The sequence below is a fragment of the Anoxybacillus sp. LAT27 genome (assembly GCF_022030075.1).
Taxonomy (GTDB): Bacteria; Bacillota; Bacilli; order Bacillales; family Anoxybacillaceae; genus Anoxybacillus; species Anoxybacillus kestanbolensis.
This window is the reverse complement of record NZ_JAIWYK010000066.1, coordinates 13,011-29,350: the sequence shown is the minus strand read 5'-3', so window position 1 is coordinate 29,350 and position 16,340 is coordinate 13,011. Positions and strand designations below refer to the sequence as shown.

Below are 16,340 nucleotides of genomic sequence, written 5' to 3'. Positions count from 1 at the left end.
TGAGAAGTAAAAACTGCTCATGAATCTTTGTGTTAATCATCGACAATCAGTGCAACATGTCGTTTAAACCAAAAAGGCGTCCCCATAGGAGAACGCCTTAACAAACGATTTTACTTGTTTAATAACTTAATAAATTCGCGCATGAATGCTGGTAAATCTGGCCATGCATGAGCGGATACGAAATTGTTATCAACATGAGTTGGCTCAGATACATAGTTGGCGCCAATTGCTTCTACACCTGGCTTGCAGGCAATGTATGCGGTCATGCTGCGCCCTTTCATAATATCAGGAAGGGTTTCTAATACAAGTGAAGCATGGCAAATCGCCGCAACTGGTTTGTTCGCTTCAAAGAAATGGCGTACGATTTTTGGCAAGTTTTCATCGAGGCGGATGTATTCTGGCGCACGTCCTCCCGGAATAATGAGCGCATCGTACTGTGTTGGATCGATTTCTGCAAACGATGCATGTGCATCAATGAGATAGCCTGGCTTTTCTACAAAAGTATCCCAATCAGCGAAATCGTGGACAACTGTATGCAGTTTCTTTTTCTTCGGAGCAGCGATTGTAACATCAAAACCTTCCTCTAACAAACGGTAATACGGATAATAAATCTCCAAAGCTTCCACTGCATCTCCTGTAACAATTAATACTTTTTTGCTCATATGAACAACCTCCTTCACTACTATGATATATTTATAGAAAGAATTTTAACACGGTACTTTTTATAAACAAAGTGTACTGTCACTATTTGAATTGATAAAGGATTTTTTAGTTTTTTGAATTTGGACTTTTGAAATTAAATGAATACGATGTTAGTACATTAAATGCTTAAAAGAGGTACCGTATTTTTGGTTTCAAGATTTTCAACCATTTCATACCAAGACTTTGGCTTGTTTGATAAGACAGAATAATAACGTTTCAAAAACTTCACAACAAGCTCCGCTGGAAGTTCATTTACGTTATCATCCATCGGAAGGAAACAAAGGTCGAGTCCAGTTACAGCCTCTCCATCGTTGTTCCAGGATGGATGAACATAAGGGAAATCAAGACGCTTATAACCAAGATGAGACAATACTTCACGGCGGACATATGGATCCATCGGCTTAATTCCGCCAAATTCATAATGTTCCACCCGATAAGGATCATAAATTTCCGCAAACATGCCAAATAATTGTTTTCCGTTTTCTGCGGCCCAAGCGTTCAAATCCTCTAATCTTTTTTGTGCTAAAAATCGGCCGATGCCAAGTCCTGCTTGGCCAATGATCGTGAAGTCTGTCATTGCGACATTTAAATCTTCATAATAGCGGTACTCTGTCGCACCTACGACATTCCCTTCATGAACAGCAACACACACACGAATTCCCGGATCTTCAAGAGGCTCTTTCCAAAGATCGAATGCTAATACTTCTTCAGGAGGAAATACCTCTTGCATCAATTCGTGCATTTTTTTAAACAAAGGGTCTTCAATACTCGTAATTCTCCGATATTCCATGTTCATCATTCTCCTTGTTCAGATTTTGTTGTATAAAAAGGATTTTTCCATTCCATCAACGCCGCGTAGTTACAAGACTCTTCATCCTCTAAATAGTTAGCCACCACTTGAACAGGGGTACGGCCACAGCGAAGCAGGAAAGTGATAACAGGATCCTTTAATTCTCCTTTGACGACTGCTTCGAGGTATTGTTCTGCCGTCATCTCATGAGCTTTTTTATGATAGCCGGGCATTCTTCCTCCGCCTAACAGACGTTCTAATCCCAATTGAACGACGACTTCATACATGGATAACATTAGCCATTTTCCTAATCCTAATTTGCGATAAGCAGGGCGCACGCCAATATCGACTACATAGAGCGTATTTCCATTTGGATTATGGTTGCGAATATATCCATTATCGGTAATTTCTTCCCATGTATGATCCGGATGATTCGGATCAAAATCAACAAGCAGCCCTGTCATCGATCCAGCAATTTCGCCATCGACCTCTACACATAAGGCTCCTTCTGGAAAGAGAGTAACATGGTTTTTCAGCTGTTCCGTGTTCCACCATAATTCAGATGGGAATGGCGGTGGGAAACTTTCTTGCTGGATGCGGATTAAGCCGGGAAAGTCCTTTTCTTCATAATTTCGAATGACCGCAGGAACAGGCCGATCTTGGTCAAAGACGTAAAATTCTTTTCGATACATTTTTCTCCCTCCTTTAAGAGCGCTGGTCTTACCTTATTTCCAGTCCGGATAGAGATCGGTGCGGCGATCGCGCCATGTAGTGACGGAACCGCTTTCGCGAACTTGATATAACAGTTCTAAATCAAGATCAGCGGTTACAACCATATCATGATTGATTTCTCCTTCGACTAAGATGCCGCGCGGAGGGAATGGAATATCGTTCGGTGTAATCACCGCTGCTTGCCCAAAATTCGCCCGCATAAAGTCAACCGTCGGAAGGGAACCTACTGTACCCGTCGTGACAACATAGACTTGATTTTCGATGGCTCTTGCATGGCTTGTGTAACGGACACGATGGAATCCGTGACGATCATCGGTGCAAGAAGGACAGAAAATAACATCAGCACCTCTCGCTTTAGCCATGCGAACAATTTCTGGAAACTCAATGTCATAGCACGTCAACATGGCAATCGTTCCTTTTTCAGTCTCAAACACTTGTAGATCATCGCCAGGCGACATGTTCCATTCCTTTACTTCCGTAGGAGTAATATGGAGCTTTGCCTGTTCGGCAACTCTTCCATCTGGATAGAACAAATGAGCCACATTGTATAATCGGTCACCTTTACGGATGACATGTGTTCCTCCAATAATATGCATCTTTGTCTTCTTTGCTAAATCTATAAATAAAGACCGATATTGTTCAGTAAAATCAGGAAGCTCTTGAATCGTCAAAGGCTGTCCTTGTTCATTGCCAATGGACATGAGCTGAGTAGTAAAAAATTCTGGGAATAAAACAAAATCTGCATCAAATTCTTGAGCTGTTTTAATATAATGCTCCACTTGATTAGCAAATTCTTCAAAAGAATTTATCGTATGGAGATGATATTGAACGGCTGAAACTCTTAGTTTCATAAGCCTCCTCCTTTCTTGTCATCAGTCTTAAAAAATTTTACCCCATTCATGTTATTAATAGCCATGATATTGATATTATTAAGCACATCATTCGCTTTAACAAGTACACACTTTCATGTAACATAGTGTAAAAAAGTATACTAAAAGGGAATATAAAGAATTAAGTGAGGAGAGTCATCAATGTATATACGTAAAAAACGGGCAGCAGACCATTTATAAAGATGCTGCCCGTTTTTTGATGACTATATGCCTCTATAAGATTTAGCGCTCCAATAAACACACATTCTTTCTGCAAACATAACGATATTGAAATAAAGGAAGATGAGAAGGCCGTTTTCGAGCTTTTAAAGGAGAGAGCGTTTTTTATTTGGTGGACTCATTGATTTTTACTTGGCCCTTCACGACCGTCTCCATATAATTTTTACCCCACTCATACATAGCATCGAGAATTGGCAGTAGACTTTTTCCATGTTCAGTCAGTGAATATTCTACTTTTGGAGGAACTACTGGATAGACTTTGCGTTCAACAATAAGGTCTGCTTCCAGTTCTCGCAGCTGGTTAACAAGCATTCGTTGGGTGATCCCCGGCATGAGAGCCTTTAGCTCGCCAAACCGCTTCGTCCCACCTTTTCCTAGATGCCATAAAATAAGCATTTTCCATTTACCGCCAATAACAGCAAGTGTCAATTCTTTTTCACAGTTATACATTTTGCCACAAACATGTCCCATTTATTCCACCTCCATCTCTATTATAAACCAATAGTATACTTTTTATCACTACATGATAATAAAGTGCGTACTTCTAAAATAGGATTATACGGATTATACTAGCTTCTGTAAAACAAAACGTAAGCATAGGAGGGGACAACATGAATCGTGGTCCAAATATACTCCAAGAATATGGGGTATCCGGGGAGTTGTTCCAATGCACACGTGGATGAAATGGCAGCCAATGCCGGACAAGATCCATACACAAGCACGAATCCGCGTGAAACATCTGTAGAAGAAATGAAAAATTATATATCGCCGCGTTTTATGGCCTAAATGTGAACTTCTAAGCAATAGAAGAAAAGACAAATATCACTACATTTTCTTACGAGAGATAAAAAGATCGGATTTAATTGAAATTCTGATCTTTTTATCTTGCATAGATAATCTTTCTTTATCGCGTTTGTACTCAAGAGTTCGATCGGAAAAGATGAAGGCCGTAAAAAGAGTCCAAAATGATGGATTTTGTATTTTCTATAGTGGTTATCTACTTTTTTAGTACAAGAAGAAATCTGGGGTTTTTCTGTTTGGAAAGATGGAGGTGAAATCAAAAGTGGATTCTATGACCTTTGTCTTGTTTGGGGCAACAGGGGATTTAGCAAAAAGAAAAATTTTTCCTGCATTATATAATTTATTTCTCGATCAAAAAATGCCTGACTCGTTTTCCATTATTGGCGTAAGCAAAAGAGGATGGTCTGATGACGAATTTCAAACACGTGTGGAAAATTCATTAAAAACATTTTCTAGACGTTTGACAAATGACCGTTCCAAAATGGAAGAATTTCTTCGTGCGTTTCGTTATATTTCTTTAGATGTAACAAATGTACAAGAGTATAAAAAGCTGCTTGAAATCGTTCAACAGCGTGAAAAAGAGTTGAATATTCCTGAAAACCGCATGTTTTATTTATCCGTTGCGCCAGAGTTTTTTGATGTGATTGCCTCAAACATCAAGGAGAGCGGATTAGGATCGGCAAGAGGCTGGAAACGTTTGATGATCGAAAAACCGTTTGGGCACGATTGGAGATCGGCACAACATTTAAATGAAAAGTTAAGTAAAGCTTTTGAAGAAGAGGAAATTTATCGAGTGGATCATTATCTTGGAAAGCCGATGGTCCAAAATCTTGAAGTTTTAAAATTTGCCAACCCTTTGTTTCAATCGTTATGGAACAATCAGTATATAGCGAATGTACAAATTACGGCTAGTGAAACGGTTGGGGTAGAAGAGAGAGCGGGGTATTATGACCAGGCAGGGGCCATTCGCGATATGTTCCAAAATCATATGCTGCAATTGTTGATGATGACAGCCATGCACCTGCCAAAACGGATCAGCGCAAAAGACATCCGTGACGAAAAAAGAAAAATCATCGAATCTCTTCGCCCATTACAAAAAGAAGAAGTAGGTTTACATGTCGTTCGCGGCCAATATGGTCCTGGAGAAATCTTTGGTAAACCAGTTGTTGGATATAAAGAAGAGCCTGGAATTGCTGCTTCTTCAACAACAGATACATTTGTTGCGGCTCGCTTGTGGATTGATGATGAGTTTTGGAGTGGGGTGCCATTTTATCTCCGTACAGGGAAAAGAATGAAGGAAAAATCTACTCGTATTGTGATTGAGTTTAAAAATCCATTAAAGGAATGGTACTTGCCAAAAAATGAGGAAACGGTTCCTAATCTTTTAGTGATTGAAATCAATCCGAATGAGGGTGTTACGTTGCAATTAAATAGTAAAAATATATTAAACAATGGAAAAATCGAGCCTATTCATATGCATTTTTCAACTAATGAGAAAAATGTACCTGAAGCCTATGAATTGTTAATTTTTGATGCTTTGCGAGGCGATTCGACTTTCTTTGCTCATTGGAAAGAAGTTGAACTCTCTTGGAAGTGGGTACAGCCTGTTTTAGAGGCATTTGAGGGAAATCTCCTTCCCCTTCATTCGTATCGTTCAGGTTCAATGGGGCCAGAGGCTTCTCATCGGTTACTGGAAGAGGACGGATTCAATTGGTGGTAGTTACGAATGATCTTGTCGAACTTCATTCTCATCATTAGAAAATATCATTTCTAAATGGAACTATAGATTAGCTGTGCATATATACGTGTAAAATGTGAATAATGTCGAAAGGTTAAAACAGTTCGAGGAGGGCAATGAACATGAAAGTCGGGTTAATCGGTTTAGGGAAAATGGGATTAAACTTAGGTAAAAATCTCATTGACCATAAACATGAAGTAGTGGCGTTCGATGTAAATGCAAATGCGGTTGAAGAAATAAAAAAATACGGCGCTAAAGGTGTATCAAGCTTAGAGGAACTCGTTTTATCATTAGAAAATCCAAGAATTGTTTGGCTCATGGTTCCGCACAATGTTGTTGATTCGGTTATTCGTGAGATTACCCCATTTTTAAACAAAGGAGACATCGTGATTGATGGCGGCAATTCTCACTATAAGGAATCGATTCATCGTTATAATGAGCTAAAAGAAGCTGGGATTCGTTTTATGGATGCCGGGACTTCTGGCGGGGTGGAAGGTGCTCGGAACGGAGCATGCTACATGGTTGGAGGAGATCCTGAAGCTTGGAGCATTGTCGAGCCTCTTTTCCGGGATACGGCTGTAGAAAATGGGTATTTATATGCAGGAAAAGCAGGCAGCGGCCACTTTTTAAAAATGGTTCACAATGGGATTGAATACGGGATGATGGCTGCCATTGGTGAAGGATTTGAAATATTAGAGAAAAGCGAATTCGATTATGACTATGAAAAAGTAGCAAGAGTATGGAATAACGGTTCGGTTATTCGTTCATGGCTTATGGAATTAACAGAACGCGCCTTTTCTAAAGATGCAAAATTAGAGGAAATCAAAGGAATTATGCATTCTTCCGGTGAAGGAAAATGGACAGTCGAAACGGCTTTAGATTTACAAACAGCCACTCCTGTCATCGCTATGTCCTTATTGATGCGTTATCGTTCATTAGAAACAGATACATTTACAGGTAAAGTAGTAGCAGCTTTACGCAACGAATTTGGCGGACATGCTGTAGAAAAAAATGAGAAAAAATAAATTGGTATTATGTCAAGAAAATAGACACGTAAAATCGAGAAAAACATTAAAACCCTACTACCGCACTTCGTTTGGTGGCCTCTTGAGAAGGAGAACGGTTTGGTAAACCCTTCCCCTCCTCAAGAGGAAAGATGCCCCTTATATCGTGACTTTGTGGAGAGAAGAATTCACTGCTTTTTGCCTTGCTGATGCATCTTCTCATACGCCATCGGAGACATGTACTCATTAGCGGAATGAATTCGCTCGGCATTATAAAAACACTTAATATATTCAAAGATCCGATGTTTGGCTTCTTCCCTTGTTGCAAAGGTCTCGTGAAAAACCAGTTCCTTTTTGATGATGCTGTGAAACGATTCCGCACATATCTTCGCCACGCGAAACTCCTTTCTATGAGTATGAATAAATGCATAAATTACTTCTGTTTTTTGGGGAAGATGCTCATGGCCTTTTTTAAAATAGCGTTTTCCTCCTCAAGGTCACGGATGCGTTTTTGAAGTTCACGCTTTTCACGATCTTCCGGCTTGAGGTTTCCACTCCCGACAAAGCTATGCTCAGCATCTTTTTTATAATCTGCTACCCATTTATGAAGCGTTTTTGGCGAAATATCGAGTTGTCTTGCGGTTTGAGCGACCGCCTTTCCTTCCTCAACCACTAATTTTACTGCATGTATTTTGAATTCTTTATCAAAACGTCTTGTCATTATAGACACCCCTCATCATTGATAGATTTACTGTACATTTCTCTATTCGTTGTGTCTATAATCTAGACTAACATCACACGCCAAAAACAGTTGTGTACGTTTCTTGTAATCCATCCAGCCTTGCGCGCGACATCGACACCCTCGCAAAGCACTATCACATCGAATACATTCAACCGTTCGACCTTTTTCCACATACAGCGCATGTCGAGAGTGCCGCGAAGTTAAAACTCAAATAAATTGATGCTACTTTAACACATTTTGGAGGATAGAAATGTTAATATAAAAGTAGAGGGTGTTTGTAGGAGGGATGGAAATGTCGGGAGAAACGTCACATGTAAATGTATTGAGTGAAGAAGAATCGAACGAAATGATTGAAAGAGCGAAAGAATTTTTTAGGAAAGAAATCGCTTCTAGCCATATACGTAATACAAAAAAGTTGAAGAAATTAAAGGAGTTCCATTTGAACCCGTTTTTAGACAAGTATAAAGCGAGATTTTTAACAGGGAATGACGATCCTGTTAGCATTGCAAAGGCTTTAGTGTATCCAAGGGTATTGGGGACATCTATTAACACAACGTTTGGGAATAAACTCCAAAAATTTTGTAGTGAAGTACTGGGGAGCTTTGCTTCTACTACAGCAGGGATAGACATTGAATTTATTGATAAAGTAGATGGAAGAAGAAAATATTGTCAAGTAAAAGCAGGACCCAATACTATTAATAAAGATGATGTAGAAACGATAAAGAACCATTTTTTAGGTGTTAAAAGGCTTGCGAGGACGAATAATCTTCATATTGGATTCGCTGATTTAGTCGTTGGTATTCTTTACGGTACACCTAGTCAGTTAAGCGGTCATTATCAAAAAATTAATCAAGAATATCCTGTCATTGTCGGACAAGAGTTTTGGTACAGGCTTACGGGTATTGAAAACTTTTATCAAAGATTAACAGATGCGATAGGGGAAGTTGCAACAGAGTTTGACTCTTCTAAGTTAATTGCGGAGATTGTTGAGCAGCTAGCGAAAGAGATTGAGAAAACGATGAGCGCTGATAGTTAAAAATATAAAGCAAGGGGAATGCTAGATATTCCCCTTTTTGTTCATTTCGTTCAAAACTTTTACGATCGATAGACCTACAGCTTTAGCCATATGAACTGGAACAGCGTTTCCAATTTGCTTATAAGCATTGTTCATCGAGCAATCAAATACCCAATCATCAGGGAAACTTTGTATTCTTGCATATTCTCTAACAGTAAAAGGTCTTGTTTCTTCTGGATGGCATCTTTCCGTTTGTTTTTGGGCAGGAGAACATGTTAATGTTAGGCATGGTTCGTCCCATGACAATCTTCGCGCCATCCCGGTTCTTCCGCCACCTGAGTAGTAACTTTTTCCCATGTACTGTTTGGCGATTTCTTCTGGAAGATCTCTCCAATAACCGCCAGGGGGAACAAGTTCAAGAACTTTTCTCTTTTCTTCAGGGTATTTAGCGCCCTCGGATGGAGGAACATCTTGCAAGACATCCCTTAATGTCAGCGTATATCCATACGGTTTAGGAAAACGATAAGAAACGCTATATTTTTCAACTAAATCTTTTCTTATCCCTATAATGAATATTCGTTCTCTTTTTTGTGCTACATCATAGTCTAAAGCATTCAATACTTTCCATTGAACGTTGTAGCCTATTTCTTCAAAAACGGAGAGCATGGTTGCTAATGTTTTTCCGTTGTCGTGGTTGACAAGTCCCTTTACATTTTCGGCTAAAAACATTTTTGGCTGCAGTTCTTGTAGAATTTTTGCGTAATAGTAAAATAGCGTTCCTCTTGCATCATTTAGCCCTAGTTTTTTCCCTGCATAGCTAAAAGCCTGACAAGGATACCCTCCAGATAATAGATCGATATCGTTTGGACAGTTATTGATAAAGTTTTTTATTCCATGCTCAGCCACTTCAATAATATCTTTTTCGATTACGTTCCAATGAGGTCGATTTTTTCTTAATGTTTGGCAAGCATATTTATCAATTTCTACTAGCCCCAAGGAGTGAAAACCTGCCATTTCAAGCCCAAGGGCTAACCCCCCAGCACCTGCAAATAATTCAACAGCTGTGTACTGTTTATCAGCAACGATATCCCTCACTTCTACACTATGAGAGCCTTCATAGTGAAAAACATTAACGGTATTTTCTGTTTCAACATCAGTTTTTGTATCTATATATCCTAAATCAAGCTCCAGTTGCTCGGAATAAATGATATCTTCAATTTCTACTCCAAGTGTATGGCAAAGTTTTAAGGCGTTTGACTTGATAGGATTGAAATTAGGGGAAAGAAGCATAGATAATTGATTTTTACTAATTCCCATCTTCTCCGCAAGCTCTTTTTGCGTAGAAATTCCTGATTTAGTCATATATTTCCTAACCTTCTCTTTACTAATGCTATACAAATTTATACCCCCGTAAAAGTTAAGATATTTTTTTAACTGTTATATGGTTATTATATGTGATGAGAAGATAGCCGTCAATGTTCTGCTTGTTTGAAAACACAGTAAGTGTATTCTTCCTTCTGCACTACTTATCTACGATTCCATTCGTCACAAATCTTCATCATTTATACTTCAATTTCCGTTTTGCCATGTGCTTCAGTTTAAATTTTTCGATCCATCACCACAACATATACTTGACTAAAGTTAAATTTTCCTAAACAAATATATACAAAAAATATTAGTTCGCTAATTTTCCTTCAGAAACGTAAGTAGGGCATGTTATGAAAAAATCAAGTACAACTTTTGATGAAGGACCAATTTTTCACTGTTGAATTGAGCAAACAAAATTGGCGCCATTATATTCCCACACAGCACGATGAAAGAAAATAGGATATACTAATACATACAACCATCATTCGAACATTTCATGCGGGGAGGAAATATGTTGAACGCCAACTGGAACTTTGATAATAGCTACGCTCGTTTGCCTGAGCGATTTTTTACAAGAATTTACCCGACGCCTGTCAGTGACCCAAAGCTTGTCGTGCTTAATCGTTCGCTTGTGGATGAGCTTGGGCTATGTGCGGAGGCGCTAGCGAGCGAGGATGGAGTGGCGGTGTTTGCCGGAAATCGAATTCCTGAAGGTGCGGAGCCTTTGGCGCAGGCGTATGCAGGGCATCAGTTTGGATATTTTAATATGCTTGGCGATGGGCGTGCCATTTTGCTTGGGGAACATGTGACGCCAAGTGGAGAACGGGTGGATATTCAGCTAAAAGGTTCAGGGCGGACGCCGTATTCGCGTGGTGGGGATGGTCGAGCGGCGCTTGGACCGATGCTTCGGGAGTATATCATTAGCGAGGCGATGGACGCGCTTCGGATTCCGACGACGAGAAGTTTAGCGGTCGTGACGACAGGAGAAGTGGTGATACGAGAGACGGAACTTCCAGGAGCGATTTTGACGCGCGTGGCTGCGAGTCATTTGCGTGTCGGGACGTTTCAATATGCGGCGCGTTTTTTATCAAAAGAGGAGTTACAGGCGTTAGCCGACTATGCGATCAAGCGGCATTATCCGAACGGGGAACATGCGTCCAACCGCTATGTTTTTTTACTTGAAGAAGTGATGAAAAAGCAGGCGGCACTTGTCGCGAAATGGCAATTGGTCGGGTTTATTCATGGGGTGATGAACACCGATAATATGACGATTAGCGGAGAGACGATCGATTACGGACCGTGTGCGTTTATGGATGTGTACGATCCGAAGACGGTGTTTAGTTCGATTGATACGCAAGGGCGGTATGCGTACGGCAATCAGCCATATATCGCTGGATGGAACATTGCCCGTTTTGCAGAAAGTTTACTACCGCTTTTACATGACGAAGAAGAAAAAGCAATCGAGATTGCGCAAAAAGTCATTGAACAATTTCCAGCATTGTATGAAACGTATTGGTTACAGGGAATGCGCGCGAAGCTCGGGCTTTGGACGGAAGAGGCGGAAGATAAAAAGCTGATTGGAGAGCTTCTTCATTTGATGTACACACATCGCCTCGATTATACGAATACGTTTCGGTCGTTGACATTAGAGGAATGGCATTTTTGCGAACAAGAACTTCGCGACTGGTATACACGTTGGCAACAAAGAATCGCCTGTCAAGACATGACAAAAGAAGAAGTGTACGAATGCATGCGACAAAACAATCCTGCGATTATTCCGCGCAACTATCGGGTTGAAGAAGCGCTCGCGGCAGCGGTCGAGCATGGGGACGATACGGTTATGGAACGATTGCTTCAAGTGCTTTCCGCTCCTTATGCATATACGAAAGAACAAAAAGAATACGCCAAGCCTCCTGAACCATCTGATCGGCCGTATCGGACGTTTTGTGGGACGTAAATAAGGGGAACGGTGCTTTGTAATAAATACTAAGAATGGAGAGAAATAAAGTCAACTACCCCCACTTAGCTAACGCTTGAAGCGGGGGCTTGCAACTCCCCAGAAGTGCGAGCGGACTTTGTCCTCCTTCCTTGACTTGGGGTTGCATCAAGGGGCAGGTTGACAACTACCCAACGATGCAGGTCATGCCTACATCGTTACCGATTCTCTCGGTGTGTCTGTTGGCAGTACTTGGCTTCCACACACAACAGACGGACCTACGCTCGATGTTTTACGGTTACAACGTTTCCTGTAACCAACTCCATACATCGAGTAGCAGTTATTGGAGTGCCTTTATTTAACGGTTTTCTCCACGCCTTTATTATCTCATACACAAAAGAAAGGGGGAACGCGCATTCCTCTCCCACTTACTCTCTTTGGTCGTTGAAGTGGGAGTCTCCTGTGCGAAATAGGATGAAAAAACTAGCATGGGTAGTCCTTTTGATTATGTTTACTGTTTATGGATGTACGTCACAAGGTAATACGCAACAACAAGAAAAAGAACAGCTTGCACAACTAGAAGTCGTTTTTCAAACAACGCCCCAAACCATTTATGTTGATGAACCAGCCACACTTCAAGTGACAGTTACAGATGGGAAGAAGCCGATTGAACAGGCGAGTGATGTCCAGTTTGAAATAAGACGAAAAGGAGAAGAGCACGACGAGATGATTCCAGCTCGTCATCAAGGAAACGGTGTATACGTCGCTGAAAAAACATTTGGGGCGGATGGTGTATATGTAGTGACGTACCATGTGACAGCGAATCATTTGCACCGTATGGAAAAAAATGAAGTTCGTGTTGAGCAAAAACAAGGAGCGACAACGAAAACACCAACGCAATCTAATGATGCACATACACACCATCATGTACATATGACACTTTCACCAAAAGAAGCAAAACAAAATGAACGAACGATGTTTCAAGTACAAATGCTATCGGATGGAAAACCTTTAACAGATGCACAAGTAACAATGGAGTATTGGAGAGGAGGAGACAAGAAGCATACATATGTCACAATGAATGAAAAGGGAAACGGGATGTATGTTTCGGAAGTTTTATTCGCATTTTCGGGAACGTATCAGTTTCGTGTGCACGTAATTAAGGAAGAGCTTCATGATCATCAAGTGTTTTCCGTTGAAGTAAAATAAGAAGGCGCCGAGTGACGCCTTCTTTTAATCTACTTTTAACACGACGCGACCGTTAATTTGTCCTTTTAACATGCGGTCGAACACGTCGTTAATGTTTTCAAGCGGTTGTACTTCGACAATCGTTTTTACTTTGCCTTCTGCGGCAAATTGAAGCGCCTCTTGCAAGTCTTTACGCGTACCAACGATGGAACCGATAATTTTTACTCCATTTAAAACGGTATCGAAAATTGGTACAGGCATTTCTTCAGGTGGCAATCCGACAAGTACGCAAGCGCCACCACGACGAATCGCTTTGTAGGCGGATTCAAACGCAGCTTTTGATACAGCTGTGACGACAGCCGCATGCACACCACCGATTTTTTCCTTCATCCATAGTGCTGCATCTTCATGTTTTGGATTGACGACAAGATCGGCACCGAGTTGTTTAGCTAATTCAAGTTTTTCATCGCCTAAATCGACAGCGACGACGTTTAATCCCATCGCTTTTGCATATTGAACAGCGACGTGTCCAAGCCCGCCGATACCGTAAATCGCTACCCATTCACCTGGTTTTGCGCCTGTTACTTTTAAAGCTTTATATGTTGTTACGCCAGCGCAAAAGATTGGAGCAGCTTCTTCAAATGATAAGTTATCAGGAATTTTCACGACATAATCAGCTGCAGCACGACAATATTCAGCGTAACCACCGTCAACCGAATATCCAGCGTTTTGTTGATGCTCACACAATGTTTCTTGTCCGCTTAAGCAATAGTCACAATGACCGCAGGCGGAATAAAGCCAAGGGATACCGACGCGATCTCCAACTTTTAAATGCGTCACTCCAGGGCCGACTTCTTCGATGACACCGACGCCTTCATGTCCAGGAATGAGTGGTAGTTTTGGTTTTACAGGCCAGTCGCCATGTGCGGCATGCAAGTCTGTGTGGCATACCCCGCACGCTTTAATGCGCACTAATACTTCCCCGTATGAGATCTTAGGTTTTTCCACTTCTTTCACTTGTAACGGCTCTTTAAATTGTTCCACAACTGCAGCTTTCATGATTGTAATCCTCCTTCTAGGCAAAAGGGGACTTTTTGGTCTGTACATATGTAATGTAGCATGCATTTAACTTGTGAAAAATATCACAAATAAAACGTTCAAAAAAAAGAAAAATATTTTTGGATAAAAAGTTAAAAATTTGGTTTGGGCGTTGACATCATATAAAGTTTCCGTTTTAGTCATAATTTCGCACTTCCTTTTTCTTAGTTGCTATGTTAGGATGAAAATGTAAAAAATTGAATAATCGGCAAACTACTCGAAAGGGTAGGGCGCAAAGCTATAGGGGCTACGTCTATTTGTAGATATGCCAGCCAGTTGCCCTTCTTGTGAAATATGAAGAAGGTCTTATTCTCTAGGGAACGTGTGAACTATAGCTGCCTCTACTATTTTTTTGAGGTAGCTTTTTTTATTGTATTACAACATAAGGAGGGAACATTATGAAGTTAACAGTAAGAAAGAAATTAATTGCGACGTTTCTTTCGATGTTACTTTTATTTGTTGTTGTAAGTATGCTTACATATAATCGACTAGAGCAAATCGATGAACAATACTCACAGGCGATGAAGAAAGGATTTGAAAGAATTAACGTTGTGACAAATATGCAAAATGCGATGCTACGGGAGCAAATTGCGGTGCGAGGATATTTAATTAACGGGAAGCCTGAAAGTTTAACTGCATTTGAACAAGCGGCAAACGAGTTTGCGGATAATCGAGAAAAAATTGAGACCTTTGCACTCGAAAAAAATGCGAAACAAGCGGTTGATAATTTAGTGAAGTATGAACAGGAGTATCGTCAATTATCTATGCAGGCAATTGAATTTTACAAGCAAGGTCAGATGGATGAAATTTCACGCCTTATGAAAGAGCGAGGAAATGCGATTACGCTCGAAGTAACAGAAGCAGGCGAACAAGCGAGAGCGATTCAACAAAAACATTTACAACAAATGAGTGAAACATTGTCTAAACAAGCGGAAAATATGAAATATATGACGCTAATTACGATTGGTGTTGCATTTCTCGTAAGTATCGCCATTGCGCTTTATATTAGTGAAAAGATTGCTAAACCGGTTAGACAAGTTTCTGAACATGCCGAAAAGATCGCACGTGGTGATTTATCGGTTGATGATATTTATGTTGCTAATCGCGATGAAATTGGTGAGTTGGCGGCATCGTTTAATCAAATGGTTCACAATTTAAAGCAGTTTATTCAACAAGTGAGCGCAGCGACGGAGCATGTGTCCGCTTCTGCTCAAGAGTTGATGGCGAGCGCTGAGCAAGCGAGCGCAGCGACAGAAGAAGTGACGACGGCGATTCAAGAAGTGGCTCAAGGAGCTGAGATGCAAGGAAAACATGCAGAAGAAAGCGTGCACGCGATCGGTGAAATGGCGACAGGAATTGAACGAATGGCCCAAACGTCTACCGTTGTAGCAAATTCCGCAACAGAAACGACAAAACAAGCTACTATTGGTCAACAATATTTACAAAAAGTCGTTATGCAAATGAATACGATTAATGAATCAACGAATGCAACGAATACGGTTATTAAAGAGCTAGATGAAAAATCCGCACAAATCGGAAAAATCGTTGATGTCATCGTCGGCATTGCGGAGCAAACGAATTTGTTAGCTTTAAATGCAGCGATTGAAGCGGCGCGTGCAGGAGAACATGGGAAAGGATTTGCGGTCGTAGCGGACGAAGTGCGTAAATTGGCAGAACAATCGCGTGAGTCCGCTAATCAAATTGCGCAATTAATTGAAATGATTCAACAAAATACAGACTATGTGGTGCAAATTGTCGGCAAAGGAACGGAAGAAGTGAAGCAAGGAACAAAATTAGTAGAAGAAACAGGAACATTCTTTGGGCAGATTTTGCGTTCTATTGAACAAGTAAATGATCAAATTCAAGAACTATCGGCGATTTCAGAACAAATGTCAGCAGGCGTCCATCAAGTGCATGCATCCATGGATGAAGTATCGTCGATTGCGAAACGATTCGTCGAACGGACGGCTGAAATTTCTGCTTCTTCTGAAGAGCAGCTAGCATCGAGCGAAGAAGTGACATCAGCCGCTACATCGTTAGCTGAAATGGCGGACAAATTACGGCATGCGGTTGCCACGTTCAAATTTTGAAGTGTGCATCTATAAGGAAAAGGTGTC

The 16,340-nt window shown here is 40.7% G+C and carries 14 protein-coding genes, 2 pseudogenes and 1 riboswitch; of the genes and pseudogenes, 7 read left to right on the top strand and 9 right to left on the bottom strand.

Going from position 1 to position 16,340, the window contains the following annotated elements; all coding sequences use genetic code 11:
• Positions 1-110 precede the first annotated feature (110 nt).
• From LD028_RS05520 to hxlR, 5 genes are all read right to left on the bottom strand, one after another.
• Positions 111-662, bottom strand: coding sequence for a DJ-1/PfpI family protein (locus tag LD028_RS05520; protein ID WP_020961363.1), 552 nt, complete (start codon positions 660-662; stop codon positions 111-113).
• A gap of 158 nt (positions 663-820) precedes the next feature.
• Positions 821-1,492 (bottom strand): GNAT family N-acetyltransferase, encoded by a 672-nt coding sequence (locus LD028_RS05515; protein WP_237811230.1) that lies wholly within the window; start codon positions 1,490-1,492, stop codon positions 821-823.
• 5 nt (positions 1,493-1,497) lie between these two features.
• The gene (locus LD028_RS05510) at positions 1,498-2,184 is read right to left on the bottom strand and encodes a GNAT family N-acetyltransferase (protein WP_237811229.1); all 687 of its coding nucleotides are present in this window, start codon (positions 2,182-2,184) and stop codon (positions 1,498-1,500) included.
• Positions 2,185-2,217: 33 nt separating this feature from the next.
• A complete protein-coding gene (locus tag LD028_RS05505) occupies positions 2,218-3,075 on the bottom strand; it encodes a carbon-nitrogen hydrolase family protein (protein WP_237811228.1) in 858 nt (285 codons plus the stop codon).
• Between the two features lie 363 nt (positions 3,076-3,438).
• A complete protein-coding gene (gene hxlR, locus LD028_RS05500; protein ID WP_237811227.1) occupies positions 3,439-3,804 on the bottom strand; it encodes a transcriptional activator HxlR in 366 nt (121 codons plus the stop codon).
• A gap of 592 nt (positions 3,805-4,396) precedes the next feature.
• On the opposite strand from hxlR, the gene zwf reads away from it, so the two are divergent.
• Positions 4,397-5,854: a glucose-6-phosphate dehydrogenase gene (gene zwf / locus LD028_RS05495; RefSeq protein ID WP_237811251.1), complete on the top strand. Its 1,458-nt coding sequence runs from the start codon at positions 4,397-4,399 to the stop codon at positions 5,852-5,854.
• A 140-nt stretch (positions 5,855-5,994) separates the two neighbouring features.
• On the top strand, positions 5,995-6,897 hold the full coding sequence (gene gnd / locus LD028_RS05490) for a phosphogluconate dehydrogenase (NAD(+)-dependent, decarboxylating) (protein WP_020961355.1): 903 nt from the start codon (positions 5,995-5,997) through the stop codon (positions 6,895-6,897).
• A gap of 167 nt (positions 6,898-7,064) precedes the next feature.
• Here the strand turns inward: gnd and LD028_RS18135 are convergent, their stop codons facing one another.
• Positions 7,065-7,271 carry an IS3 family transposase gene (locus tag LD028_RS18135; protein ID WP_369334173.1) on the bottom strand — a complete coding sequence of 69 codons (207 nt, stop codon included), beginning with the start codon at positions 7,269-7,271 and terminating at the stop codon, positions 7,065-7,067.
• Positions 7,257-7,597: pseudogene (locus LD028_RS05485) on the bottom strand (transposase); the annotation flags it as partial. The pseudogene LD028_RS05485 and the gene LD028_RS18135, both read right to left, overlap by 15 nt.
• Positions 7,598-7,677: 80 nt before the next feature.
• Between LD028_RS05485 and LD028_RS05480 the strand changes: the two are divergent.
• Both LD028_RS05480 and LD028_RS05475 read left to right on the top strand, forming a co-directional pair.
• A pseudogene (locus LD028_RS05480) lies at positions 7,678-7,833 on the top strand (23S rRNA (uracil(1939)-C(5))-methyltransferase RlmD); the annotation flags it as partial.
• Between the two features lie 77 nt (positions 7,834-7,910).
• Positions 7,911-8,654 carry a PmeII family type II restriction endonuclease gene (locus LD028_RS05475; protein WP_237811225.1) on the top strand — a complete coding sequence of 248 codons (744 nt, stop codon included), beginning with the start codon at positions 7,911-7,913 and terminating at the stop codon, positions 8,652-8,654.
• A gap of 21 nt (positions 8,655-8,675) precedes the next feature.
• Here LD028_RS05475 and LD028_RS05470 read toward each other — a convergent pair whose 3' ends face one another.
• On the bottom strand, positions 8,676-10,031 hold the full coding sequence (locus LD028_RS05470) for a DNA cytosine methyltransferase (RefSeq protein ID WP_237811224.1): 1,356 nt from the start codon (positions 10,029-10,031) through the stop codon (positions 8,676-8,678).
• A 481-nt stretch (positions 10,032-10,512) separates the two neighbouring features.
• On the opposite strand from LD028_RS05470, the gene LD028_RS05465 reads away from it, so the two are divergent.
• Positions 10,513-11,958, top strand: a complete 1,446-nt coding sequence (locus LD028_RS05465; protein ID WP_237811223.1) for a protein adenylyltransferase SelO — start codon at positions 10,513-10,515, stop codon at positions 11,956-11,958.
• 453 nt (positions 11,959-12,411) lie between these two features.
• The gene (locus tag LD028_RS05460; RefSeq protein ID WP_021095853.1) at positions 12,412-13,146 is read left to right on the top strand and encodes a FixH family protein; all 735 of its coding nucleotides are present in this window, start codon (positions 12,412-12,414) and stop codon (positions 13,144-13,146) included.
• A 24-nt stretch (positions 13,147-13,170) separates the two neighbouring features.
• Here the strand turns inward: LD028_RS05460 and adhP are convergent, their stop codons facing one another.
• Positions 13,171-14,184 (bottom strand): alcohol dehydrogenase AdhP, encoded by a 1,014-nt coding sequence (gene adhP / locus LD028_RS05455; RefSeq protein ID WP_237811222.1) that lies wholly within the window; start codon positions 14,182-14,184, stop codon positions 13,171-13,173.
• A 236-nt stretch (positions 14,185-14,420) separates the two neighbouring features.
• Positions 14,421-14,507, top strand: a riboswitch (cyclic di-GMP riboswitch).
• A 114-nt stretch (positions 14,508-14,621) separates the two neighbouring features.
• On the opposite strand from adhP, the gene LD028_RS05450 reads away from it, so the two are divergent.
• Positions 14,622-16,313: a methyl-accepting chemotaxis protein gene (locus tag LD028_RS05450; RefSeq protein ID WP_237811221.1), complete on the top strand. Its 1,692-nt coding sequence runs from the start codon at positions 14,622-14,624 to the stop codon at positions 16,311-16,313.
• Positions 16,314-16,340: the final 27 nt, after the last annotated feature.